Origin of the sequence: Cryobacterium cryoconiti, from assembly GCF_004403065.1 — a bacterium.
GTDB classification, from domain to species: domain Bacteria; phylum Actinomycetota; class Actinomycetes; order Actinomycetales; family Microbacteriaceae; genus Cryobacterium; species Cryobacterium cryoconiti.
The window spans coordinates 94,409-117,792 of the sequence record NZ_SOHA01000028.1; the positions used below are offsets into that span (position 1 = coordinate 94,409).

Below are 23,384 nucleotides of genomic sequence, written 5' to 3' on the forward strand. Positions count from 1 at the left end.
CGCATGGCAATCATCGCGGACGTCAAGGATTGGACCTGGGTGCTCGAGCGCCCCTGCCCGGAGTGCGGTTTCTCCGCAGCCGAGGCCGCCTTCGATCGGATCCCGGGGTTGGTGCGCGAGAACGCGGCGCGCTGGGAGCCGGTCCTGCTGCGCTCGGACGTTACCCGGCGCCCCGACGACCACACCTGGTCCGCCCTTGAGTATGCGGCTCACGTGCGTGACGTCTTCCGCATCTTCGACCACCGCCTGGCGCTCATGCTCGCCGAGGACGACCCGGCCTTTCCAAGCTGGGATCAGGACGCCACGGCGGTGGCCGAGCGGTACAACGAGCAGGAGCCGGCGATCGTGGCCCGTGAACTCGCCGAGGCCGCAGCATCCGTCGCCGATGCCTTCGCCGTTGTTCCGCCGGACCGGCAGGGTCGCACCGGCCGCCGCGGCGATGGCGCCCGGTTCACCGTGATCACGATGGCGCAGTACTTCGTGCACGATCCGGTGCATCACCTGCACGACGTCGCCGGAGACTGACGCCGGCAGAGCCAGCAGGCCTGTCCTGTCCGGTTGCCGGAGAATTGGGTACAAAAAAACGGGCGCACCCCCCAATGGTGCGCCCGTTCTTTTTGTTGTGCTGTGGCTTAGGCGCGGCTACGGCGTCCCGTGAGCGCACCGTAGATGACGAGAACGATGATGGAGCCGGCGATGGCGAGGAGCCAGGTCGAGATGTCGAAGAAGTTCTCGAGTCCGGTGCCGAAGATGACCGAGCCGAGGAAACCACCGAGGAACGCACCGAGCACGCCGAGGATGAGGGTGATGACCCAGCCGCCGCCCTGGTTGCCCGGGAGGATGGCCTTGGCGATGGCGCCGGCGATGAGTCCGAGAATGAGGAATCCGATGAAGCCCATAATTTGTCCTTGAGTCTTTCTGCTTGGTTGCGTACTGGTGAGGGGTGAAGTGAAGCTGGGTGGGACTAGTCGGGCAGAACGGTGTCTGCCTCGTCGGAGTCCGAGTCGGTGTCATCGTCTGACGCCTGGTGCACGTCCCTGACGGTCACCTCGACGTCTCTGACCTGCATGCCGACGATCGTCTCGATCGCGTTCTGGATGGCGGAGCGAACGTCGCCGGCCACCTTCTGCAGTTCGTGCGGGTATTCGACAACGATGGAGATGGCGACGGATGCCGCTCCGTTCTCCACAGTGACGCTCACGCCGGGTGCGAGGTCGACTCCGCTGATCGCCTCGCGGAGTGAGCTGAGCGCCCGTACCGCTTTGCCGCCGAGCGTGTAGACGCCCGGAACTTCGCGGGCGGCGATGCCGACGACCTTAGCGACGACGCCATCGGTGATGACGGTCTTTCCCGGCCCGGTCTGTGAATCGGGTGCGGGGATGCTTTGGTCAGCCATGGTGGGATCCAATCTGTTGCGGCGCGCAGGACGAATCCCGGGCGACACTAGTAAGACGGGGCCCGGTCGGGATTCGTCACGCGGATATCAAAAAAAGTTTTGAAACGGGTGTGAAACGGATGGGGGAGGAGATCGTGCCGGTCAGCCGGAGACGTCGAACACGACGCTCATGGTGTGGCTCTGGCCGGCGTCGAGGTGCACCTGGTCACGGCGCACGTTCGCCGTTTCCACACAGACCATACCCGGCCACTCGTCGTCGCCGAAGTCGGCCAGTGTCGAGGCCTTGTCGGTCCAGGGGTTCCAGACCACCGTGCTGTCGGACCTGTCCGCTTCGATCGTGATCATGCGTCCGTCCGGGTCCGTCACGGTGGCGCTGCCGCGGCTGCCCAGGTAGAGGCGGTCCGTCTCGGCGGTGAAGCGCACGGGGGTGCTCTCCGCTGGTTCGGTGAGCCCGGTGACCTGGTTCAGGATCGGGGTGCCCTGCAACCCGGAGACCGTCGTGCCGCGCACCTCGCTCACCCGCAGATAGGTGTGCAGAGCCTCTTCGAACGTGACGGCATCCGTCTCGAGGTTGGTGACCCGCAGGGCGAGGGTCAGCCGGGCGCCGACCGTGACCGTGTAGACAGCCTCGAAGCGGTGGGGCCAGGCCGAGGCGCGCGTGGCGGCGGTGTCGGTGAGGCGCAAGACCAGGACGACGTCGTCGCCGGTCTCGTGGGCGTCGACGAACTCCCACTCGCTCAGGCGGGCGAAGCCGTGCGACGGCGCGGCCGGGTCGGTCGCGTTCGCACCGAACCAGGGGAAGCAGATCGGAACGCCGCCGCGGATGGCGGCGGCGGCCTCGAACCGGCTCGCCTCGCTCAGGAAGAGGAGCGGGTCGCCGCCGGCGGGCGTGAAACCGGTGACCTGAGCGCCGTGCAGGTAGACCTCGGCGGAACCGGCCCGGCCGGCCACGCGCACGACGGTCAGCCCTCCCGTGCCCTCTTCACAATGAACGGATGCGGGAAGAGTCGCGGGTGCGGAATGTGTGGGAGACATGACCCCAGTGTTGCAGTTGCCCGGTTTGCGCATGGTTCGGGCCCGGCCCCGGAGTAACGTGCAGCTGTACCGGAGTCGAAAGGTGGAACCATGTCAGGCATTCCCGAGGTCAGTGTTCCCGAAGACGTTGAGAAGCCGGGCCGTTTCCGGGCGCGGCACTGGCGTGATTTGAGCCGGGGCCGCCAGATCGCGGTCCTCGTGGGAGCGGCGGTGCAGATCACCCTGGCCGCGACGGCCTGGATCGACCTCGCGAAGCGGCCCGCCGGCACGGTCAACGGATCAAAACGGCTCTGGGCGGCGATCATCGGCGTCAACTACGTCGGTCCGATCGCGTACTTCCTCGCGGGCAGACGCCGCTGACGGCGACCGCGCCGGCCACCGGCTCCTGTTCGGCAGCCCGGTGCGGTGCACGCGCGATGGGGCTACCATCGCAGCGGCCCCGGCGCTCGCCGGGACGGTGCGACACGAGGAGGTTCCTATGGGTCATATCAAGTTGAGCATGCCGATCGACGCCCCGGTGGGTAAGGTCACCGAAATCGCCTTCGACCCGAATCACTGGGCGTCGTGGTGGGTGAACCTCGGCGAGGCCGAGAAAGTGGACGGTGACGGTGGGCCCGGCACGGTGGTGGAGCACAGTTACCTGATGGCCGGCGTGGCCTTCCCGGTCACCACCCGGGTGGTGGACGTGACCACGACCGGGACCGGCGGAAAACGGGTGCAGATCGAATTCACGGGTCAGATCACGGGCTGGCAGACCTGGGACTACGAACCGCGCGGCGACGGGGCGACCCTGGTCACGGCCGAGATCGAATACAACGTGCCGGGTAAGGCGATCGGCAAGTTCGCCGACCGGCTGGTGGTCGAACGGCTGCAGGAGCGGGCGCGGCAGCAGACCCTGGAGAACCTGAAGCTGATGGCGGAGAGCTGACACGCCGGCTGCGCCGGCCGCCGTGTCAGCAGGCGGTCAGTCCCGCAGGTACTGTTCCAGGCACGGCACCTTGAGCAGGGCCAGTGCGCGCTTCTCGATCTGACGCACCCGTTCCCGGGTCACGCCCTGCACGACCGCGATCTGGTCCAGCGTCTGAGGTGCGCCTCCGTCGAGGCCGAACCGGGACATCAGGATAGACCGCTCGCGCGGGGGCAGGGCGCTCATGTAGAAGCCGATGTCCGAGGCCCGCATGGTCAGTACCGCGTGCTCCTCGGGCTGGGGCAGGTCGTCGTCGATGATCAGCTCGGAGATGTCGCCGAGACCGTCGCCGACGGGGGACTGCAGCGACATGGGCTCGTTGTCGTAGCGGAGCAGGCGCATCACGTCGGTCGTCGGGATCTGGGAGGCCTCGGACAGCTCCGCCATGGTGGGTTCGCGGTCGAGGGTGCTGGTGAGGTCGCGGCGGATGCGCTTGATCTTGTTGAGTTTCTCCGCAGTGTGCACGGGGATGCGGATCATGCGGGATTTGTCGGCCATGCCGCGGTGGATGGCCTGGCGGATCCACCAGGTGGCGTAGGTGGAGAATTTGTAGCCGGNTCCCAAAAACCGCTTGTGGCCCAGAATCTCCGTCGAATTGGTTCAGTCGGTGAGCAGCGCGTAGACGCGGGTGAGGCGGGCGAGCCACCATTCGCGCCGGTCGTCCGGGGCTGCGTAGCGCTCCAGCAATCCCGGGTCGGGGGTCACCCGGCGCACCGGGATGCCGCCGTCGACCGGCAGGAGCGGTTCCGTGGTGACGTCGGCGGCGAGGAGTGAGGCCGTGCCGAGGCCGCAGTCGAAGTCGAGTTCGGGGATCGCGGCGGCCAGGTGCGCGCCCATCGAGATGCCCACCGAAGTGTCCAGGGCGCTGGAGACGACGGCCGGGAGGCCCGCCTGGCCGATCAGCTTTAGGGCCGCGTGGATCCCGCCGAGTGGCGCGGCCTTGATCACGAGGATGTCCGCGGAGCCCGTGCGGGCCACCAGCAGCGGGTCTTCCGCTCGGCGCACGCTCTCGTCCGCGGCCACGCCGACGTCGAGGTAGGCGGTGCGCCGACGGATCTCGGCGAGCTCCTCGATGGTGGCGCAGGGCTGCTCCACGTACTCGAGGTCGAACTCGTTCAGGGCATGGATGGCGTGCTCCGCCTCATCCACGTTCCACAGGCCGTTCGCATCGACACGGATACGCCCCTCGGGTCCGAGCACGCGGCGCACCATGCGCACGCGGGCCACGTCGTCGGCGAGGGTCTGGCCGGGATCGGCGACCTTCACCTTGGCGGTCCGGCAGCCGGGGAACCGGGCGAGCACGCCGGGGACCTCCTCGGCGGTGACCGCCGGCACGGTGGCGTTCACCGGAATGCGCTCCCGGAGCAGTGCGGGGGTTTCTTCCCAGCCGAAATCGATGGCCGCCCGCAGCCAAGCTGTTGCCTCGGCGTCGTCGTATTCGGCGAACGGGGAGAACTCCGCCCAGCCGTGCGGTCCTTCGAGGAGCATCGCCTCCCGGGTGTCGATCCCGCGGAACCGCGTCACCAGCGGCAACGCGACGACGCGGGCAGATCCGAGCAACTCTGGCAGTGTTGGCAGCATGTTCCCAGTGTGCCAGCCGAGGGCCCGCCCGGGTGACGCAGAGGGCGTGTGGACACACGGGGTGCAGGAGACTCGGGGATCAATCGGCCCGGGTTGTCAGTCAGAGCACGTCCTGGTTGAACGCCCCGTCCACCTCGAGGTCGATATCCGTGCCGTTGTTCGGCTTGACATTGAGAATGGCGAAGGGGACGCCCGGCACGATCAGCAGGTAGGCGTCTTCGAAGCGCCCGCCGCCGCTGTTCACCCGGAGCCAGTAGGGCTTGCCGGACTCCAGCGCCGTCTCGACCTCGGTCTGAACCGATTCGAGGGAGCGCCCGCCGAGCGAGTACTGCGCGCCGCCGTAGACAATATCGACACGTTTCACGATTCGTCCTTCACCACTACTGTCGCGGGTCGATGTGGTTCGGGCACGAGCTGAAGGCCCCCGGAGGAATTGGCGGACAACATCAGCGCTTCGATCCACTCGCGGTTGAGGCTGGGGGAGCGGCCACCGAAATACTTGTAGGACAGGGGAATCGCGGGATGCAGCCAGATCGTGCTGCGGCCGTCACCACCCTGAGGGTCGTCTCGCCACGTGAAATAGAAACATTCACCTCGGCGCAGCTTCGCGCCGATGACGACCTGGATGTGGGCGAGCACCCGGTCATCGAAATCCGCGGTCAGCGTGGAGTTGTAGGTGAGCTTTCCCATGTGACCCCCGTTGACAAAGTTATAACTCACGTTAGCGTGAACGGATGCCCGTGGCTATGCTCCAATTCTGGGCTCAGCCGGGACATCCGGTTGTCAACGTCATCGGGGGGTGCCGCCGGGGGGTCAGTCACGGAGATACCGCTCGAGGCGGGGGACGTGAAGCATGGCCAGAGCGCGCTTCTCGATCTGGCGCACGCGCTCCCGGGTCACGCCCTGCACGAGGGCGATCTGGTCCAGCGTCTGAGGTGCGCCTCCGTCGAGGCCGAACCGGGCCGTCAGGATCGACCGTTCCCGCGGCGGCAGCGCCTCGAGGTAGTAGCTGATGTCCGCGGCGCGGAGCGTCACCGTCGCATACTCGTCGGGCTGGGGCAGGTCGTCGTCGATGATCAGCTCGGAGATGTCGCCGAGACCGTCGCCGACCGGGGAGTGCAACGAGATGGGCTCGTTGTCGTACTGCAGCAACCGTGCCACGTCCCGGGCCTGGATCTGGGACGCGTCGGCGAGCTCGCGCAGGGTGGGTTCGCGGTCGAGGGTGCTGGTGAGGTCGCGGCGGATGCGCTTGATCTTGTTGAGTTTCTCCGCGGTGTGCACGGGGATGCGGATCATGCGGGATTTGTCGGCCATGCCGCGGTGGATGGCCTGGCGGATCCACCAGGTGGCGTAGGTGGAGAATTTGTAGCCGGTCATGAAGTCGTATTTCTCGACGGCGCGGACGAGGCCGATGTTGCCGTCCTGTACGAGGTCCATGATGGGCATGCCGCGGCCGGAGTAGTGCTTGGCGATGCTCACCACCAGGCGCAGGTTCGCCTCGATGAAGTGGTTCTTCGCGCGGCGGCCGTCGTGGGCGAGCCAGGCCAGCTCCNCGGTTTTTCGCGCGGCGGCCGTCGTGGGCCAGCCAGGCGAGTTCACGCAGGAGGGACGGTTCGACCTCGCCCCGTTCGCTGCGTTCCTCGGCGAACAGTCCCACCTCGATGCGGCGGGCCAGGTCGACTTCGTCCTCGGCGGTGAGGAGCGAGACGCTACCGATCTTTCTCAGGTAGTCGCCGAAGGCATCCGTCGCTGCGCGATTGTAGGTGGCAACGGATGGAGCATGTGCGGTGATAGTCATGGTTTCCTCCAGTTCGGGCTGGAACATCAGTACACAGCCCGGGCGGGGCTGCGTCGAGGGCCTTGACGCGGCCCAGCAGAAACCGAATAATGCTCGGGATCGTCAGCCGTGCACGCCGACGTACGCGATCAGGCCGGTCACCGTGACTATCTCCGCGTAGTCGCGCTCGGGCACGTCGACGCCGGTCGTCTCTGCGATGATCTCCACCAGCCGCAGGAAATCCAGGGAATCGAGTTCCAGGTCCTGACGCAACCGTGCGTCCTCGGCAAGGTCGTCGGTGTCGACGTCCGGCGCCACCTGATGGATCGCGGTGTACACGGCCGCACGGGCCTCCTGCTCGGTCATAGTTCCTCCGGTTTCTGCAACAGCTCGTCGATCCGGGCCAGGTAGCGGCTGCCCCGCAACCCGTCGCTGACCCGATGGTCGGCGGAGAGGGTGGCCGTGATCGCCGGGCGTACGCCGATCAGGCCGTTCAGTGCCCAGGGTTCCTCTCGGAGCCGACCGAAGCCCACGAGGGCGACCTGCGGCGGGTAGATCACACCGAACACGCTGTCGACCCCGAGGTCGCCGAGGTTGGTGATCGTGAGGGTCGGGTCGGCCATCTCCGCGCGCTGCAGGCGTCCGCCGCGTGCGCGGCTCACGAGGTCGCGCAGTTGCCGCATCAGCACCTCCAGGGGCAGGGAGTCCGCGTCGTGCAGCGCCGGGGCAACCAGGCCACCGTGCCGTAGTGCCACGGCGACCCCCAGATGAACGGCGGCGCTCGGCCGGAAGGACCCCTCGGTGAAGAAACCGTTGACCTCGGGCGTGTCCTTCGCGGCCAGCGCCGAGGCCTTCAGCAGCAGGGCGGCCGGCACGAGGCGCTCGGTGATCGGGCGGCCGGCGTTCTGCGCCTCCATCCAGGTCAGTGCCGCGCGCAGGTCGAGGGTGGTGCTCAGGTAGTAGTGCGGAATGGTCTTCTTCGAGCGCGCCATCAGCGACCCGATGGCGCGGCGCAGGCCCGCAGCCCGCTCGGCGGCATCCGTGGGCCGGGCGGTGGGCGCGGGCTCGGGCGCTCGGGCGCTCGGGCGAACGGATGGGACAGCCGGGGCGATGGGCGCGGCCGCCTGTGCCGNTGGTTCTTCGCGCGGCGGCCGTCGTGGGCGAGCCAGGCCAGCTCCCGGGCGAGCGACGGGTCGTCGACTCCGTGGGCGAGCTTGTCGGCGGCGAACAACCCCACCTCTATGCGCTGGGCGAGGGTCACCTCCTCGACGGCGGAGAGCAGAGGGCCCTTGCCGATCTGGCGGAGGTAGTCGCCGAAGGCATCCGTCGACGCGCTGTACCGGGCAGGTGCGGTGAAGGGAGGTCGGCTCTGTTGCGTGGCGGTGCTCATCGCAGGACCCCTTCGCCGGGTGTCGGACGCAGGGCGAGGCTCGCCGTGGCTCGGTCGAATGACGAAAAATAGGACCGTTCCCGGGGCCGGCCGAAGTTCGTCACCTCGAAGGCGTCGTCCACACGCTGGATGAATCCGACGAGAGCGGCCGGGTCGCCGTCGGCGATCCTGCGGTCGCTGACACGCCATTCCGTGGGGGAGAGCTCGTTGACGCCGATGTCGCCGATGTCTCTGATGTCTCTGATGTCTCTGATGTCTCTGATGTCTCTGGTGTCTCTGATGTCTGTGGGCTGAGGATTGGTGCTTCGCGCGTCATCGTTGAGCGCCTGTCGGGTGCCGTTGCGGGCCATCACTACCTCCGAGTCTTTCTCAGAAAATAAGTACACATGCTGAAATCGAGGCCCTCAAGGGGGTTGACTTCACCCCCGAAAAGGGGCATAAAGCCTGTCGAGATGCTCTGTCTCGAGGGTTCGCCGGGCCGACGGGGGCCGTGGCTGGCCCGCGTAGGCTGGAGAGCATGATCGAACAGGTTTCCGAAATCTTCGACCCGACCCAGTGGCAGGAGGTCGCGGGCTTCGAGCGCCTCAGTGACATGACCTACCACCACGACGTGACCGGGAGGATCGCCCGGGTGGCGTTCAACCGGCCCGAGGTGCGCAACGCTTTCCGCCCGCATACCGTCGACGAGTTGTACGCGATCCTGGAGGACGCCCGCGTCAATCCGCGCATCGGCGTGGTGCTCCTGACCGGCAACGGCCCGAGTCCGAAGGACGGCGGCTGGGCGTTCTGCTCGGGCGGTGACCAGCGCATCCGCGGCCGGGACGGCTACAAATACGCGGACGGCGAGACGGCAACCGGCATTGACAAGGCCCGCGGCGGTCGGCTACACATCCTCGAGGTGCAGCGGCTGATCCGGTTCATGCCCAAGGTCGTCATCGCGGTCATCCCCGGCTGGGCGGCGGGCGGCGGACACTCCCTTCATGTAGTCTGCGACCTCAGCATCGCCAGCGCCGAGCACGGCAAGTTCAAGCAGACGGATGCCGACGTCGGCTCGTTCGACGCCGGCTACGGCAGCGCTTACTTCGCCCGCCAGGTAGGGCAGAAGACCGCGCGGGAGGTGTTCTTCCTCGCTCGCGAGTACTCCGCTCAGCGCGCCCTCGAGATGGGGGCGGTCAACGCCGTCGTGCCGCACGCCGAACTCGAGGTGGAGGCCCTGGACTGGGCCCGAACGATCCTGACCAAGTCACCCACCGCCATCCGGATGCTGAAATTCGCCTTCAACGCCGTGGACGACGGCCTGGTCGGCCAGCAGGTGTTCGCCGGCGAGGCCACCCGGCTGGCCTACGGCACCGACGAGGCGGTCGAGGGCCGTGACGCCTTCCTGGAGAAGCGCGACCCCGACTGGGGTCCCTACGACTGGCAGTTCTAGGCGACCATGACCCGCCGTCTCACGGTGGTGCCGGTCGGCGACCCGCTCGCCCTGCTGAGCCCGCTGCGCCTGGCTCTGGCCAACACGGCGGACGCGGTTCTGCCCGTTCCCGGCCGCGGCGAGTCGGCGCCCCTGGCCGGGTCGGCCCGCGTGCCGAGGCAGGTGGCCGTGGTGATTGAGACGTCAGGGTCGACGGATGCGCCCAAGCGCGTGATGCTGAGCACCGACGCCCTGCTGAGCAGCGCGGCCGCGTCCAGCGTCTTCCTCGGCGGGGCCGGCCAGTGGCTGCTGGCCCTGCCCGTGCATTACATCGCCGGGGTGCAGGTTCTGGTGCGCTCGATCGCGGCCGGCACCACTCCGGTGGTGCTGCCGGGCGGGCACTTCGACCCGGTCGGGTTCGCCGCCGGGGCCGAGCGTCTCACCGAGCCGCTGCGGTTCACCGCCCTGGTGCCGGTTCAGCTGGCCCGGCTGGTCGCGGCCGCCGCCGACGACCGGCGGTTGCTGGCCGTGCTGCGGCGCTTCCAGGGCATCCTGGTCGGCGGGCAGGCGCTCCCGGCCGAGCTGGCCGAGCGGGCCCTCGCCCTCGACCTGCGGGTCGTGGCCACGTACGGCGCCTCGGAGACCGCCGGCGGCTGCGTCTACAACGGGACCCCGATCGGCAACACCGAGGTGCGTACGGTCGACGGGCAGCTCGAGATCGCGGGCTCCGTTCTCGCCGAGGGCTACCTGGGTGACCCCGTGCACAGCGCCGAGCGTTTCCTCTCCGTGCACGGGGAACGCTGGTACCGCACCGGCGACCTGGGCGAAGTGGATGCCGCGACGGGCCGCGTGAGCGTGCTCGGCCGAGCCGACAACGTGATCATCTCCGGCGGTGAGAAGGTGTCGCTCGACGCGGTCGAGCGAGTCGTGCGGTCGCTGCCGGGACTCGATGAGGCGGTCGTGCTGGGCCGGCCCGACCCGCAGTGGGGTCAGGTGCCGGTGCTGGTCCTGCCGCGTGCGGCATCCGGAGCCGACGACACCGCGGTGACCCTCGGCCGGATCGGGGAAGCCGTGGCCTCCGCCCTGGGCAAGGCCGCCCGGCCCGCACGGCTCGTGCGGGTGGCGGAGATCCCGCAGCTGTCCGCGGGCAAACCCGACCGCCGGGCGCTGACCCGGATGCTCGCCGATCTCTGACTCCCGGCACGTACTATGAAGTCGTGGCACACGGAGCGCGGCCGGTCAGGCCCTCACAACAGCGATTGAACCCCTCGGCAACGACGAACCCGGCGAACCGGATCGGGAAATCGGGCAACCCGGCGCTGCGGAACGCCCCCGCCGGCAGCCGCTCGGTGCAGTCCGGGCCGGCCACGGCCGGCGACTGGGTGTCCGGCGCTCGATTGCGCACGCTGCCGCTGGCGATCGCCCCGGTGGCACTCGGCACGGGGGCGGCGATCGTGGCCAGCGGGCCCGGCGTCTTCCACCCGGTGCGGGCTCTTCTGGCGCTGATCGTGGCCCTGTGCCTGCAGATCGGCGTGAACTACGCCAATGACTACTCTGACGGTATCCGCGGCACCGATGCGAACCGGATCGGACCGGCCCGGCTGACCGGCAGCGGCGCTGCCCGGCCCCGCGCGGTGCTCACCGTCGCGCTGGCATTCTTCGCCCTCGCCGCCCTCGCCGGCCTCACCCTGGTCATCCTGACCGGACAGTGGTGGCTCCTGCTGGTGGGCGCGGTCGCCATCGTCGCGGCCTGGTTCTACACCGGGGGTCGCAAGCCTTACGGGTATTTCGGTCTCGGCGAGGTGTTCGTCTTCGTGTTCTTCGGCCTTGTCGCCACGACCGGAACCACCTACGTGCAGGTGGGGACCGTGAACACCGAAAGCTGGCTGAGCGGCGTGGGCATCGGCCTGATCGCCATGGCCGTGCTGATGGTCAACAACCTGCGCGACCTGGCGCCGGACCGGGCATCCGGCAAGCGCACCCTCGCGGTACTGATCGGCGGCACGGCGTCGCGTGTGGTCTTCTGCCTGTTCCTGCTGCTGGCGTTCGTGATCGCCGCCTTCTTCGCACTCTTCTACCCGCTGGCCTGGCTCACGTTCTTCGTACTGCTGCTGGCGGTGCCGGCCGGGCTGATCACGGTGACGGCGAAGACCTCGGCGGAGCTGGTGCTGGCCCTCAAATTGACCAGCTTCTCGGCCCTTGCCTACGGGCTGTTACTGGCTCTCGCGTTCGCGCTGTAGTTCGGTTTCGGTCGCACGCTCCGCGGCCCGGTCCAGGGCGGCATCCTCGGACGCGGCGTCGGGGTGCACCGACTCCTTCTGGGGGTGGCGGGCCTGGTAGAGGCCCAGTGCGACCTCCTCGCGCGGCTTGCGCAGCAGGATGAAGGACAAAGACGCCCCGATCAGAGCGGCCGCGATCGTCGCGATCCACCACTCGATCCGGAGTGCGAGCATGGCGGCGAGGGGGACGGCGAAGAGGAGCACACGGAGGACCGAATAGGACACCCAGGCGGGAACAGCTTTCATGGGTTCAGTTTAGATCGCCGGCCTGTGAATCACTCACCGATCTCACGGCTGGGAGCCATACACTGTCGTTATGGTCCGCCTGTGGTTCGCTCTTGGAGTCGTCGTCGTCGTCCTCACCGTCTATACGTTGGTGGACTGCGCGCTTCTGCACCGATCCCGGGTGCGCGGGCTTCCGCGATGGGTGTGGATCTTCGTGATCGTGCTGATCCCCGTGATCGGGCCGGTGCTGTGGCTGGTGATCGGCCGCGGCCGCGCCAACACGGGGAAGGTCATGCGCTCGTCCGCCCCGGACGACGACATCGAATTCCTCAAGGGTCTGGACCGCGCCAAGTCCGACCAGGAACGACTCCGGGCCCTCGAGCAGGAGCTCGCCGATCTGGATGATCCCGATCCGCGCGAACACGGCTCCGGCCAGACCGGGACCAGCGGTCAGACCGGGACCACCGGTCAGGCCGGAAAGAGCGGCCAGGCGGGCCCGTCCGGGTTCGAGCCGAAGAAATCCGAGCCGGGCGAGGGCGACCTTCCCGGCCGGCGGGATGCCTGACATCGGCGCCAGCGGCAGCCCGGCAACAGACTTCAGCGTCTCTCTCCTGGGTGAATTCGTGCGCCTCGGCGTGCGCGACATTGTTCTGAGCCCGGGTGCCCGGTCGCAGGCCCTCGCCCTGGCCGCCGCAGAACTCGAACGGATCGGGCTGATCCGACTGCACGTGCGCCTCGACGAGCGTGGCGCGGGGTTCCTGGCACTCGGGCTCGCCGTCGAATCCGGCCGACCGGCGCTGGTCGTCTGCACGTCCGGCACGGCCGTGGCGAACCTCCACCCCGCCGTTCTCGAGGCGCATCACTCCGGGGTGCCCATGATCCTGCTGACGGCCGACCGGCCGAGCGAGCTGCGCGGCATCCGCTCGAACCAGACCACCCTGCAGCCCGGCCTGTTCGGCGTGGCGACCCGCCTGTGCGTCGATGTGCCCGCACCGGAGGGTGCGGACTCCGAGCACGCCGCCGCCATCTCCCTGGCTCGCCAGGCGACGGATGCCGCGACCGGCGTGCGCTCGCTCGATCCCGGCCCGGTGCAGCTGAACCTTGCCTTCCGGGAGCCGTTGTCGGCACCGGTGACCCTGACCCCTGAACTGATCTCGGGCCCGGCCGGAGTCGCCGAATCGGCCGCTGTGCTCGCCGAGCCCACCGTGACCACCGACCGCGCCGAACCGGTATTCCTTGTCACGGGCGGCCCGCGCACCGTGGTCATCGCGGGAACCGGCGCCGGCCCCGAGGCCGAGGAATTCGCGCGCGCCGGCGGCTGGCCCCTGCTGGCCGAGGTGTGCAGCGGCGCCCGGTTCGGCCCGAACCTCGTGTCGGCCTACCGTGAACTGCTGCTGGCCTCCGATCTGGGCGGCCGGGTCGAACGCGCCGTCGTGTTCGGCCATCCGACGCTCAGCCGCGAGGTTCCGGCCATGATCATGCGCGAGGGGGTGGAAACCATCGTGGTGGCACCCACCGGAGGCGAATGGTTCAACCCCGGACACCGGGTTCGCGTCTTCGCTCGCGCCGCCGCCCCGGACGCCACAGCCGTCGAAGCGGCCGGCACCCCGGACGGACGCGAATGGCTGGGACGCTGGGTGATGTCCAGCCGTCACCTGCTGGCCGCGGGGGCCGCCCGGGAATCGATCCCGATGAGCGATCGCGGGATCACCCGCGAGGAACTCGCCGCCATGCGCGCGCCGGTCACCCGGCCCATGCTCGCTGACGCCGTCTGGCGCGCGTCCTGGCCGCACGACCGGCTCGTCTTCGGCGCCTCTCGACTGATCCGGGTGGCCGACCGTCGCGTTCCGGGCAAGAAGATCTCCGTGCACTCCAACCGCGGCCTGGCGGGCATCGACGGCACCGTGGCCACGGCCGTCGGCATCGCCCTGGCCAGCCAGACCGGTCCGACGCCGCAGTCCACCGGCATCACCCGGCTGGTCGTGGGCGACCTCACCCTGCTGCACGACGTCGGTTCGCTCCTGCTGACACCGGGGGAGGCCCTCCCTCGTCTGCAGATCATCGTCGGCAACGACGGCGGCGGTACCATTTTCGACGGCCTCGAAGTGGCGGCATCCGCTCGCGCCGAGGCCATCAACCGGGTGCTCTTCACCCCGCAACGCGCCGACCTGGCCAACCTTGCCGCGGCCTACGGTTGGTCCTACGGTGTGGCTGCCAGCCGGAGCGATCTGGAGCGGGCCCTGACCTCGCCCCACGCCGGGCCGAGCATTCTCGAGGTTCCTCTGGTTCGATAGGCACGGAAAGGCGCATCATGGCTGCACGCAGTGAGCAGGAGTTCTGGGCGGGGGAACCGCGAGCGCTGCTGCGGGTGGGGCCCGGGTTCCGCCTCGCGGACGTGGATCCCGGTTCCACGCCGGGTTTCGACGGGGTGGAGAAGGACAACGCCGACGAGGCCCTCGCCAGCGGGGTGGACGTGCTGTCGGATCTGCAGGAGAGGCTCTTCGCCAACAGCCGGTCCGGCGACCCGCGCAGAGTGCTCCTCGTGCTGCAGGCCATGGACACGGCCGGCAAAGGCGGCATCGTGCGCCACGTCGTCGGTGCCGTCGACCCCCACGGCATCCGTCTGTATGCATTCAAGGCGCCCACCGAGGAGGAACGGTCCCATGACTTTCTCTGGCGGGTGCGGAAACGTCTGCCTGACGCCGGACTGATCGGCGTCTTCGACCGGTCGCACTACGAGGACGTGCTGGTCGGCCGCGTGCGGGCGCTGGCCCCGGAGGCGGAGATCGAGGATCGGTACGGGCGGATCCAACGGTTCGAACAGGAACTTGTCGACGCCGACACCACCATCGTCAAGGTCATGCTGCACATCGGCTCCGACGACCAGAAGGAACGCCTGGCCGAGCGGCTGGAACGACCCGACAAGCACTGGAAGTACAACCCCGGCGATATCGACGAACGGATGCAGTGGCCTGCCTACCAGCAGGCCTACCAGATCGCCCTCGAGCGCACGTCGACCGACGCTGCTCCCTGGTTCGTGGTGCCGGCCGAGAAGAAGTGGTACGCCCGCCTGGCCGTGCAGCACCTGCTGATCGACGCCCTGCAACGTCTGGACCTGTCCTGGCCGCCGGCGAGCTTCGACGTCGAGGCCGAGAAGGCCCGCCTCGCCGCGACCTGAGTGCGTCCGTTCCGGTCGAGAGTGACCGGCGCAACGGGCACTCTCGACCGGAACGGGGACTCTCGCGGGAGTCGGATGCGGCGGGGGCGGAAGGCCGGGGCTTAGCCGAAGGCTTCCACGACGGGGCGGAACTTCATGCGGGTTTCGGCGAGTTCACGTTCGGGCTCGGAGTCCAGCACAATTCCACAGCCGGCGTAGGCCGTGACGTCGCCGGCCGGGCTGACCTGGGCGCAGCGCAGGGCGATGGCCCACTCGCCGTCGCCGTCGGCGCCGACCCAGCCCACCGGGCCCGCGTAGCGGCCCCGGTCGAAGGGCTCCAGTTCGCGGATCAGGGCCAGGGCCGCCTCGGTGGGCGTGCCCGCGACCGCGGCCGTCGGGTGCATGGCGGCGATCAGGTCGAGGGAGTTCGATCCGTCGCTGAGGGTGCCTTCGACATCCGTCGCCAGGTGCCAGAGGTTCGGCAATTTCACGGTGAAGGGGATCTCGCTGGTGGTGAGGTGCGAGGTGTGCGGGCGCAGCGAAGCCAGCACGCTCTGCACCGCGAAGGCGTGCTCGTCGCCGTCCTTGGTCGACGTGGCCAACTGGAGGGCAGCCTCCAGGTCGGCGGCGGCGTCCGCGCCGCGGGACATGGTGCCGGCCAGCACGCGGGCGTTGACCTCGCCATGGTCGGCGCGGATGAGTGTCTCCGGGCTGGAACCGACTAGACCGTCGACCGCGTAGGTCCAGCAATCGGGGTAACCCAGCGCCAACTCGCTGACGGCCCGGCGCAGGTCGGATTCGGCCGGCAGCCGGCCGACCAGGTCACGGGCCAGAACGACCTTGTTGAGGTCGCCGTCGGCGATGCGGGAGACCGCGTCATCGACCGCATCGCGGTAGCCGTCGGGACGGAGGGCCCCCGGCAGCAGGGCGATACGGTACTCGGTGCCGAGCGGGCGCAGGGCGAGGGGGATCTCCGGTGGCGTGCCGCCGGTGGGCCAGATGCGGGTCACCCAGCACCGGCCGTTGTCGCGCCCGACGATGACCTGCGGAACGATCAGCACGCTGGTCTGGGCGGAGGAGGTATCGAAGGCGAAGGCTCCGAAGGCGAGCAGGCCGGTGCCCGTGCTTTCGATCGGGTCGGTCACGGTGGCGGCGGCGGCGACCTCGCGCCAGGCGGTGGCGGCATCCGTGAGCCGGGTCGCGCCGGTGAATTCGAGCCGCAACGCGGTACCGATGCCGGCCAGACCCTGGTTGCGACGCATCCAGAGCAGCGGTTCCCGGGTGTCCAGCAGGAGAATCAATTGGCGGATGTCGGCGATGGGGGTGGTTTCAACCGTTAGAGCCTGAGCATTCACCTGCATAGCCTATGCCAGCGGCTGTGGAGCGCCCCGCGCGTCCGTGGGCAATCTAGACTGATCGGGTGAGTAGAGCAGACCTTAATAAGCAGCCCGAGCAGGTCGCTGCCATGTTCGATCAGGTCTCCACCCATTACGACCGCACGAATGCGATGCTGTCGGTCGGAAACGCGGCTCTCTGGCGGATGGCTGCGACCCGCGCCGTGAACCCCGAACACGGCGAGCGCATCCTCGACATCGCCGCCGGAACGGGCACCTCCAGCGTCGCGCTGACCAAGACCGGCGCGCACGTCGTGGCCGCCGATTTCTCCGAGGGAATGATCGCCGTCGGACGAGAGCGTCACGCCGACAACCCGCAGGTCGAATTCGTTCAAGCCGACGCCACCGCGCTGCCCTTCGCCGACAACGAGTTCGACGCCGTGACCATCTCCTTCGGCCTGCGCAATGTGGTCGAGCCCAAGAAGGCCCTGGCCGAGTTCTACCGGGTCACCAAGCCCGGTGGGCGCGTCGTGATCTGCGAGTTCTCCACGCCGCCGTTCGCACCGATCCGGGTGAGCTACTTCGCCTACCTCAACCACGTGATGCCGCTGGTCGTGAAGCTCGCGTCGTCCAACGCGGAGGCGTACGACTACCTGGGGGAGTCGATCGCGGCCTGGCCGAACCAGTCCACCCTCAGCGCCTGGCTGCGCGGAGCGGGCTTCGAGGCCGTCGCCTACCGCAACCTGTCCCTGGGCATCGTGGCACTGCATCGCGGCGTCAAGCCGGCGGATGCGGCCATCGCCCCGTCCTGAATCCTCCCAGATCCGATCGATAGGCTGACAGAGTGAAACCGAGCATGCCCCTGTTCCGTCGCGGTACGTCCGTGACGAGTCAGCTCGGTCTCAGCGATCGCATTTTCTCCACCGCTGAGGACCGTGGCCTCGCCGCCGGAATCGACGCCGGCATCGACCAGGTCGAGGCAAGCCTGCTCGCCGAGGTCACCTTCGCCGACGAGATCGCGAACGTCACCAGCCGTTACCTGCTCAAGGCCGGCGGCAAGCGCGTGCGTCCCATGCTGGCGCTGCTCACCGCGCACCTCGGCAGCGGCAACCACGCCGATGTCATCACCGCGGCCACCGCGATCGAGATCACCCACCTGGCCTCGCTCTACCACGACGACGTGATGGACGACTCGGACAAGCGCCGCGGCGTGCCGAGCGCCCAGACCGTGTGGGGCAACTCGGTGGCGATTCTGACCGGGGACCTGCTCTTCGCCCGCGCGAACCAGCTGATGGCCCGGCTGGGTGAACGGGCCATCCGTTTGCAGGCCGACACCTTCGAGCGTCTCGTGCTCGGTCAGCTGCACGAGACCGTCGGCGCGCAGCCCGGCCAGGACCCGGTGGATCACTACATCCAGGTGCTCGCCGATAAGACCGGCTCGCTGATCGCCGCGGCCGCCCAGGCCGGCATCATCTTTTCCGACGCGCCGCCCGAGTTCGAACAGCCGGTGATCGCGTTCGGCGAGAAGATCGGCGTGGCCTTCCAGCTCATCGACGACGTGCTCGACCTCTCGCCGCAGCCGGAGGAGACCGGCAAGGTCCCCGGCACCGACCTGCGCGCCGGAGTGGCCACCCTGCCTTTGCTGCGCCTGCGCGAGCGGGCCCCGCACGACGCGATCGCGGCCGCCCTGCTCGAACGCCTCGAGCGCGACGTGATGGCCAGCAATGGTGTCGCGACCCCGGAAGCCGACTCGGCGATCACCGCACTGCGCGAGCACGACGTGACAGCCCAGACCCTGGCCGAGGCGCACAGCTGGGCCCGGGAGGCGGTCGAGGCTCTGGTCGCGCTGCCGCACGGGTCGGTCAAGAAGGCGCTCACCCGTTTCGCCGACACGATCGTTGAGCGATCCAGTTAGAAAGGCTCCCATGACCAAGTTGCGATTGGCCATTGTCGGTGCGGGACCTGCGGGGATCTATGCCGCTGACATCCTGCTCAAGGCGGAACGGAACTTCGATGTCTCCATCGACCTGTTCGACCACCTGCCGGCACCGTACGGGCTCGTGCGCTACGGCGTCGCCCCGGACCACCCCCGGATCAAGGGCATCATCACGGCCCTGCGCGATGTGCTCGACCGCGGCGACATCCGGGTGTTCGGCAACGTCCTGTTCGGCCGGGACGTGACCCTCGATGATCTGAAGAAGCACTACAACGCCGTCATCTTCGCGACCGGGGCCGTGCGCGACGCCGACCTGAACATCCCCGGTATCGATCTCGAGGGGTCCTACGGGGCAGCCCGGTTCGTCAGCTGGTTCGACGGCCACCCCGATTTTCCGCGTACCTGGCCGCTGGAGGCCCGGGAGGTCGCCGTGATCGGCAACGGCAACGTGGCCCTGGATGTCTCGCGCATCCTGGCCAAACACGCCGACGACCTGCTCAGCACCGAGATCCCGGCGAACGTCTACGCGGGCCTCAAGGCCTCGGCGGTGACGGATGTGCACGTATTCGGCCGTCGCGGGCCCACCTCGGTCAAGTTCACCCCGCTGGAACTGCGGGAGCTCGGTGACCTGCCCGATGTGGACATCGTCGTCTACGACGAGGACTTCGACTATGACGACGCCGCGCGGGACGCTGTGGCCAGCAACAAGCAGGTCTTCGTGATCGACAAGGTGCTGAACAAGTGGCGGGAGCGCCCGGCGGGCACGGCCAGCCGGCGTTTGCACCTGCACTTCTTCGCCAAGCCCCTCGAAATCGTCGACGACGGAACCGGCCGGGTCGGCGGCATCCGTTACGAACGCACCGCACCGGACGGCCAGGGCGGCGTTGTCGGCACCGGAGAGATCCGAGAACTGCCGATCCAGGCGGTCTACCGTGCGGTGGGCTATTTCGGTTCGCCGCTGCCGGGCGTGCCGTTCGACAAGAAGCGCGGCGTGATCCCCAACCGCGAGGGACAGGTGCTGTGGAAGGGCGACCCGACGTTCGGCTCGAAGGCGGCCAACACGCAGATGTACGGCGTCTACGCGACGGGCTGGATCAAGCGCGGACCGGTGGGACTGATCGGCCACACCAAGTCCGACGCCATGGAGACCGTGCGGCACCTGATCAATGACCTGGGCAACTGGTGGCGCCCCGAGTCACCGTCGGAGCAGAGCATCGTCGACCTGCTCGACGAGCGAGGGGTCGAGTACACGAACCTCGACGGCTGGCACAGGCTCGATCAGCACGAGCTCGCGCTGGGTGCTGCCGAGGGGCGTACCCGGATCAAGGTCGTGCCCCGCGACGAAATGGTGCAGGTCTCCCGCGCCGAAAGCTGAGCGTCGGCCGACGCTGAACCGACACGTTTGAGGGGTGCAGAGAGTGCCCAACCCCTCAAACGTGTCGGTTCACCGGCTGGAAACCCAGCCGGGCGGAAGTGCGACTAGCGGAAGTTGACGAACTGCAGGGCGACGTCGAGGTCCTTGCCCTTGAGCAGCGACATGGTGGCCTGCAGGTCGTCGCGGCTCTTCGAGCTGACCCGGAGCTCGTCGCCCTGAATCTGGCTCTTGACGCCCTTGGGGCCCTCGTCGCGGATGATCTTGTTGATCTTCTTTGCGTTCTCCTGGTCGATCCCGGCCTTCATCGAGGCTTCGATCCGGAATTCCTTGCCGGAGGCGAACGGGTCGCCGGCGTCGAGGCTGCGCAGGGAGATGCCGCGCTTGATCAGCTTCGACTCGAACACCTCGAGGATCGCCTTCACGCGCTCCTCGGAGTTGGCCTTCATGAGCACCTTCTCGCCGCTCATTTCGATCGAGGCACCCACGTTTTTGAAGTCGTAGCGTTGCGCGACCTCTTTGTGGGCCTGGTTGAGGGCGTTGTCGACCTCCATCGGGTCGACCTTGCTGACGATGTCGAACGTTGAGTCTGCCATGCCTGCAATGCTACCCAGTGGGCGGGCTATTCGCCGGGCCGGGCCGTGCTGGAGCGCACCAGCAGCTCGAACGGCATAGGCGTATTGAGGTCGGTGAGCTGGTTCAGCCCAGGCCGCAACTGATCGAGCAGGATCTCGACGGCACTCTCGCCCTGCCCCCGCGGGAACTGCGCGATGGTGGTCAGCCCGAAGAAATCGGCCAGATCGTAATCGTCGACGCCGACCACCGAGACGTCCCGCGGCACGACGAGCCCCAGGTCGCGTGCGGCGAGGATGGTGCCGATCGCCATCTCATCGGACGCCGCGAAGACGGCAGTCGGCCGGTTGTGCGGGCTGCCGAGGAGCTGCTTCGCGGCCTGGTAGCCGCCGCGCATGGTGAAGTCGGCGGCCATGAACAGGGCCGGATCGGGAGCGATCCCGGCCGCCTCGAGAGCGCGTTCGTAGCCGACCCTCCGGTTCGTGGGCAGGTGGAAGTCCAGGTCGAGGTCCTTGTTGCCGCCGAGGTGCGCGATGCGGGTGTGGCCGAGGGCGAGGAGATGCTCGGTGGCGTGCTGGGCGATGGCGACGTCATCAACCGTGAGCGTGCGCACGCCCGAGATGGGACCGCCGACGCCCACGAGCGGCTTCTTCAGGGCATGCAGCCGGGCCACCTCGTCTTCCGTGAGTTCCAGTGAAATGGCGATGACGGCATCCACTCGCTGCCGCAGCAGGAAATGCTCGAACACGCTGCGCCGCTCGGCCCCGCCGCCGGTGAGGCTGTAGAGGGTGAGGTCGTAACCATTGCGGAGAAGAGCCCGCTGGGCACCTTCGACGACGCTGGAGAAGAACCAGCGATCGAGGAACGGGACGACGACACCGATGTTCTTCATGCGGCCCGAGGCAAGACTGGAGGCCGTCGAGGAAACGACGTAGCCGAGCTCCCCGGCCGACGCCTCGACCTTCAGCCGGGTGGCCGGCGACACATGGCCGTTGCCGCTCAGCGCGCGCGATACCGTGGCCGTGGAAACCCCTGCGTGGCGTGCGACCTCATCGATGCCGACCATTGAGTTCCTTCTAAGTATTAATAATGAGCCCTCTTCGATCATATCCACCGGCCGATACGCGCCGGACGTGCGCCGATTTCTCACTGGGGCCCAAAACCTTGTATTCTGTCTGAGCGTCTCCGGTCACGTGTTCTGCATATGGTCGGGTGCGTATTGGCAAGTTACCCAAGTGGCCAAAGGGATCTGACTGTAAATCAGCCGTCTTAGACTTCGGGGGTTCGAATCCCTCACTTGCCACTGTGAATCGCAGCGTCGACTTCGTCGCAGGCTGCCGGGCGCTACCGCTGTCAGCGGGGCGCCCGCGGAAACCGGGTGTCCCCTCCCCATCGGCGCCCTCCCGAACGACGTTTTTTTCGACAGTTTCCCGGGCTGGGTTCTCGAACGTCCGCGGACGGTCACCCGCGGCGGCGGATGGCCCTGAACCACTGGTATCCGTGGGTCGAACGCCCGCGGAACGGGCCTCTCGGCAACGGAGGCGGGTGCCCCTTTTTCGGGTGTCATTCGGGGCCCGGGTGCGCGATCCGGTGCCGCGAGACGGTAACGTGTAGTGATTCGTTACTTTGGCTGTGGCCAAGATGACCGTTCGTCACCCTGTCCGACGCGCCGAAAGAAACTATTCCCGTGCTCCCTCACTCCGCATCACCGGCTGCCTCGGCGCTGGGCGTGAGTGACCCTCTGGAACGTCCCCTGACGCGTCGCGAATTGCGCGAGCGCGAGCGGATGGAGCTGTCGCCCCTGGAGCTCGCCGAGTCTGCGGATGCGAACGGCGCAGCGCCCGAGAGCGTGCTTGCGTCTGCGCTCGGGTCAGAGTCGGAGTCCGTGGCGCCGCTCACGCCGGCCGCCGAGCGTCTGATCGCTGCCGGCCTGCACGAGCCCGACCTGTTCCTGCCGGCGCCGACAGCGCCGGACACGACCGATGCCGACCTCGAGCGGTCGCAGGCGGCTGTCTCCGCCGTCACGACGTCCACCGAGATCCCGTTCCCCACCCGGGCCCGCCGCCGCGCCGAGGAGTCGACCCCGAGCTCAGCACGCCCCCGTCGCGCTTCCGCCCGTGAGCGTCTGGCCCCCTCGGTCCGCCCGAAGGTCGCTGCCGCACCTCCGACCCGCCCCGGCACGAAAAGCGCTGCCCCGTCCGGCCGGATGCGCAAATTCGCCGCCACCAGCGTGACGATGGTCGCCATGGCCTTCGTCGCACTGATGGCCGTCGCAACGTCCCTGCCGGCCGAGGCGCTGCTGTCCTCCGCCGATGTGCAGGCCGCCGCCCAGGCTGCCCAGCAGAGCACGAAGAACGAACCGGCTCAGATTCTGGCCATGAACGGCGGCGCGGACACCATTTCCGTCGAACGTGACGGCTATGAGTCGAAGACCGTCGCCGAAGTCGCCGCGGCCAGCGGCATCCGGATGGAAGCCACGTTCACGAACAATCCCAACGGGACCGTCCAGTGGCCCTTCTCGGTGGGCGTGCACATCGGCGACCAATTCGGCTTCCGCGACTGCGCGGGGTGCTCCTCGAACCACGGCGGCCAGGACTTCAACCCGGGCCTCGGCGCTCCCATCCAGTCGATCGCCGACGGTGTCGTGCGCTTCGCCGAAGACGGCGAGGGCAGCCTCGGCGTGCACATGATCATCGACCACATGATCGACGGCAAACTCGTCTCCAGTGTCTACGCACACATGATCCACGACACGATGCTCTTCAAGGCGGGTGACGTGGTCACGGTCGGCCAGGTGATCGGCAAGGTCGGCAATACCGGCATGTCCACCGGACCGCACCTGCACTTCGAGATTCGTATCGGCGGCATGAGCGGCACGAAGGTCGATCCGCTCGTCTGGCTGTACGCCAACACGAACTAGGCCTCGAGCCGCGGGCCTGGCGCCCGGAGCCTGG

Annotated in this window: 29 protein-coding genes, 1 tRNA gene and 1 pseudogene; 14 read left to right on the top strand and 17 right to left on the bottom strand. The window is 68.2% G+C overall.

The window, feature by feature from the left end; translation table 11 throughout:
• Positions 1-3 precede the first annotated feature (3 nt).
• Positions 4-525: a DinB family protein gene (locus E3T49_RS09355; protein WP_134424653.1), complete on the top strand. Its 522-nt coding sequence runs from the start codon at positions 4-6 to the stop codon at positions 523-525.
• 107 nt (positions 526-632) lie between these two features.
• Here E3T49_RS09355 and E3T49_RS09360 read toward each other — a convergent pair whose 3' ends face one another.
• The 3 genes from E3T49_RS09360 to E3T49_RS09370 form a co-directional block, all read right to left on the bottom strand.
• Complete coding sequence (locus E3T49_RS09360) at positions 633-899, bottom strand: GlsB/YeaQ/YmgE family stress response membrane protein (protein WP_134424654.1); 267 nt, start codon at positions 897-899, stop codon at positions 633-635.
• Between the two features lie 65 nt (positions 900-964).
• Positions 965-1,396, bottom strand: coding sequence for an Asp23/Gls24 family envelope stress response protein (locus tag E3T49_RS09365; protein WP_134424655.1), 432 nt, complete (start codon positions 1,394-1,396; stop codon positions 965-967).
• Positions 1,397-1,537: 141 nt separating this feature from the next.
• Positions 1,538-2,431: a D-hexose-6-phosphate mutarotase gene (locus E3T49_RS09370; protein ID WP_166785509.1), complete on the bottom strand. Its 894-nt coding sequence runs from the start codon at positions 2,429-2,431 to the stop codon at positions 1,538-1,540.
• A gap of 90 nt (positions 2,432-2,521) precedes the next feature.
• Between E3T49_RS09370 and E3T49_RS09375 the strand changes: the two genes are divergently transcribed.
• Positions 2,522-2,791, top strand: coding sequence for a PLDc N-terminal domain-containing protein (locus tag E3T49_RS09375; protein ID WP_134424657.1), 270 nt, complete (start codon positions 2,522-2,524; stop codon positions 2,789-2,791).
• Between the two features lie 118 nt (positions 2,792-2,909).
• Positions 2,910-3,359 carry an SRPBCC family protein gene (locus E3T49_RS09380; RefSeq protein WP_134424658.1) on the top strand — a complete coding sequence of 150 codons (450 nt, stop codon included), beginning with the start codon at positions 2,910-2,912 and terminating at the stop codon, positions 3,357-3,359.
• Positions 3,360-3,395: 36 nt separating this feature from the next.
• On the opposite strand, the gene E3T49_RS09385 is transcribed toward E3T49_RS09380, so the two are convergent.
• The 10 genes and pseudogenes from E3T49_RS09385 to E3T49_RS16595 form a co-directional block, all read right to left on the bottom strand.
• Complete coding sequence (locus E3T49_RS09385; protein ID WP_166785510.1) at positions 3,396-3,962, bottom strand: sigma-70 family RNA polymerase sigma factor; 567 nt, start codon at positions 3,960-3,962, stop codon at positions 3,396-3,398.
• 36 nt (positions 3,963-3,998) lie between these two features.
• Positions 3,999-4,979, bottom strand: a complete 981-nt coding sequence (locus E3T49_RS09390; RefSeq protein WP_134424660.1) for an o-succinylbenzoate synthase — start codon at positions 4,977-4,979, stop codon at positions 3,999-4,001.
• 100 nt (positions 4,980-5,079) lie between these two features.
• Positions 5,080-5,343 (bottom strand): hypothetical protein, encoded by a 264-nt coding sequence (locus E3T49_RS09395; protein ID WP_134424661.1) that lies wholly within the window; start codon positions 5,341-5,343, stop codon positions 5,080-5,082.
• Positions 5,340-5,669: a DUF7882 family protein gene (locus E3T49_RS09400; RefSeq protein WP_134424662.1), complete on the bottom strand. Its 330-nt coding sequence runs from the start codon at positions 5,667-5,669 to the stop codon at positions 5,340-5,342. The genes E3T49_RS09395 and E3T49_RS09400 overlap by 4 nt, the downstream gene beginning before the upstream one ends.
• A 123-nt stretch (positions 5,670-5,792) precedes the next feature.
• Entirely contained in the window at positions 5,793-6,578 is a 786-nt protein-coding gene (locus E3T49_RS09405) for a sigma-70 family RNA polymerase sigma factor (protein ID WP_338145422.1), read from the bottom strand.
• Positions 6,579-6,669: 91 nt separating this feature from the next.
• Positions 6,670-6,804, bottom strand: a pseudogene (locus E3T49_RS16585) (hypothetical protein); the annotation flags it as partial.
• Between the two features lie 75 nt (positions 6,805-6,879).
• A complete protein-coding gene (locus tag E3T49_RS09410; protein WP_134424663.1) occupies positions 6,880-7,122 on the bottom strand; it encodes an acyl carrier protein in 243 nt (80 codons plus the stop codon).
• Complete coding sequence (locus E3T49_RS09415; RefSeq protein WP_166785511.1) at positions 7,119-7,748, bottom strand: 2-oxo acid dehydrogenase subunit E2; 630 nt, start codon at positions 7,746-7,748, stop codon at positions 7,119-7,121. The genes E3T49_RS09410 and E3T49_RS09415 overlap by 4 nt, the downstream gene beginning before the upstream one ends.
• On the bottom strand, positions 7,748-8,146 hold the full coding sequence (locus tag E3T49_RS16835) for a sigma-70 factor domain-containing protein (RefSeq protein ID WP_420898536.1): 399 nt from the start codon (positions 8,144-8,146) through the stop codon (positions 7,748-7,750). Before E3T49_RS16835 ends, E3T49_RS09415 begins: the two co-directional genes overlap by 1 nt.
• Positions 8,143-8,496, bottom strand: coding sequence for a hypothetical protein (locus E3T49_RS16595; RefSeq protein ID WP_241972734.1), 354 nt, complete (start codon positions 8,494-8,496; stop codon positions 8,143-8,145). Before E3T49_RS16595 ends, E3T49_RS16835 begins: the two co-directional genes overlap by 4 nt.
• 167 nt (positions 8,497-8,663) lie before the next feature.
• On the opposite strand from E3T49_RS16595, the gene E3T49_RS09430 reads away from it, so the two are divergent.
• The 3 genes from E3T49_RS09430 to E3T49_RS09440 are packed head-to-tail and all read left to right on the top strand — an operon-like array spanning position 8,664 to position 11,794.
• Positions 8,664-9,575, top strand: a complete 912-nt coding sequence (locus tag E3T49_RS09430) for a 1,4-dihydroxy-2-naphthoyl-CoA synthase (RefSeq protein WP_134424667.1) — start codon at positions 8,664-8,666, stop codon at positions 9,573-9,575.
• 6 nt (positions 9,576-9,581) lie between these two features.
• Positions 9,582-10,748, top strand: coding sequence for an AMP-binding protein (locus E3T49_RS09435; RefSeq protein WP_241972735.1), 1,167 nt, complete (start codon positions 9,582-9,584; stop codon positions 10,746-10,748).
• 23 nt (positions 10,749-10,771) lie between these two features.
• On the top strand, positions 10,772-11,794 hold the full coding sequence (locus E3T49_RS09440; protein WP_420898537.1) for a 1,4-dihydroxy-2-naphthoate polyprenyltransferase: 1,023 nt from the start codon (positions 10,772-10,774) through the stop codon (positions 11,792-11,794).
• Here E3T49_RS09440 and E3T49_RS09445 read toward each other — a convergent pair.
• Positions 11,768-12,079 (bottom strand): DUF4229 domain-containing protein, encoded by a 312-nt coding sequence (locus tag E3T49_RS09445; protein ID WP_134424669.1) that lies wholly within the window; start codon positions 12,077-12,079, stop codon positions 11,768-11,770. The genes E3T49_RS09440 and E3T49_RS09445 overlap by 27 nt on opposite strands.
• A gap of 70 nt (positions 12,080-12,149) precedes the next feature.
• On the opposite strand from E3T49_RS09445, the gene E3T49_RS09450 reads away from it, so the two are divergent.
• The 3 genes from E3T49_RS09450 to E3T49_RS09460 are packed head-to-tail and all read left to right on the top strand — an operon-like array spanning position 12,150 to position 15,236.
• Complete coding sequence (locus E3T49_RS09450; RefSeq protein WP_134424670.1) at positions 12,150-12,623, top strand: PLD nuclease N-terminal domain-containing protein; 474 nt, start codon at positions 12,150-12,152, stop codon at positions 12,621-12,623.
• Positions 12,616-14,352, top strand: coding sequence for a 2-succinyl-5-enolpyruvyl-6-hydroxy-3-cyclohexene-1-carboxylic-acid synthase (menD, locus tag E3T49_RS09455; protein WP_134424671.1), 1,737 nt, complete (start codon positions 12,616-12,618; stop codon positions 14,350-14,352). The genes E3T49_RS09450 and menD overlap by 8 nt, the downstream gene beginning before the upstream one ends.
• A gap of 17 nt (positions 14,353-14,369) precedes the next feature.
• Positions 14,370-15,236, top strand: coding sequence for a PPK2 family polyphosphate kinase (locus E3T49_RS09460; protein ID WP_134424672.1), 867 nt, complete (start codon positions 14,370-14,372; stop codon positions 15,234-15,236).
• A 101-nt stretch (positions 15,237-15,337) separates the two neighbouring features.
• Here the strand turns inward: E3T49_RS09460 and E3T49_RS09465 are convergent, their stop codons facing one another.
• Complete coding sequence (locus E3T49_RS09465) at positions 15,338-16,576, bottom strand: isochorismate synthase (protein WP_134424673.1); 1,239 nt, start codon at positions 16,574-16,576, stop codon at positions 15,338-15,340.
• Positions 16,577-16,635: 59 nt separating this feature from the next.
• Here E3T49_RS09465 and ubiE point away from each other — a divergent pair, with 59 nt between their 5' ends.
• From ubiE to E3T49_RS09480, 3 genes are read left to right on the top strand one after another with little or no spacing between them, the layout of a single operon-like run.
• Entirely contained in the window at positions 16,636-17,361 is a 726-nt protein-coding gene (ubiE, locus tag E3T49_RS09470) for a bifunctional demethylmenaquinone methyltransferase/2-methoxy-6-polyprenyl-1,4-benzoquinol methylase UbiE (protein WP_134424674.1), read from the top strand.
• A 32-nt stretch (positions 17,362-17,393) separates the two neighbouring features.
• A complete protein-coding gene (locus E3T49_RS09475) occupies positions 17,394-18,464 on the top strand; it encodes a polyprenyl synthetase family protein (protein ID WP_420898538.1) in 1,071 nt (356 codons plus the stop codon).
• Between the two features lie 10 nt (positions 18,465-18,474).
• Positions 18,475-19,860, top strand: coding sequence for an FAD-dependent oxidoreductase (locus E3T49_RS09480; protein ID WP_134424675.1), 1,386 nt, complete (start codon positions 18,475-18,477; stop codon positions 19,858-19,860).
• A gap of 104 nt (positions 19,861-19,964) precedes the next feature.
• Here E3T49_RS09480 and E3T49_RS09485 read toward each other — a convergent pair whose 3' ends face one another.
• Together E3T49_RS09485 and E3T49_RS09490 are read right to left on the bottom strand one after the other, a co-directional pair.
• On the bottom strand, positions 19,965-20,453 hold the full coding sequence (locus E3T49_RS09485; protein ID WP_134363544.1) for a YajQ family cyclic di-GMP-binding protein: 489 nt from the start codon (positions 20,451-20,453) through the stop codon (positions 19,965-19,967).
• 26 nt (positions 20,454-20,479) lie between these two features.
• Complete coding sequence (locus tag E3T49_RS09490; RefSeq protein ID WP_134424676.1) at positions 20,480-21,496, bottom strand: LacI family DNA-binding transcriptional regulator; 1,017 nt, start codon at positions 21,494-21,496, stop codon at positions 20,480-20,482.
• Positions 21,497-21,651: 155 nt separating this feature from the next.
• Between E3T49_RS09490 and E3T49_RS09495 the strand changes: the two genes are divergently transcribed.
• Both E3T49_RS09495 and E3T49_RS09500 read left to right on the top strand, forming a co-directional pair.
• Positions 21,652-21,733, top strand: a tRNA-Tyr gene (locus E3T49_RS09495).
• A gap of 426 nt (positions 21,734-22,159) precedes the next feature.
• A complete protein-coding gene (locus tag E3T49_RS09500) occupies positions 22,160-23,350 on the top strand; it encodes a peptidoglycan DD-metalloendopeptidase family protein (protein WP_134424677.1) in 1,191 nt (396 codons plus the stop codon).
• Positions 23,351-23,384: the final 34 nt, after the last annotated feature.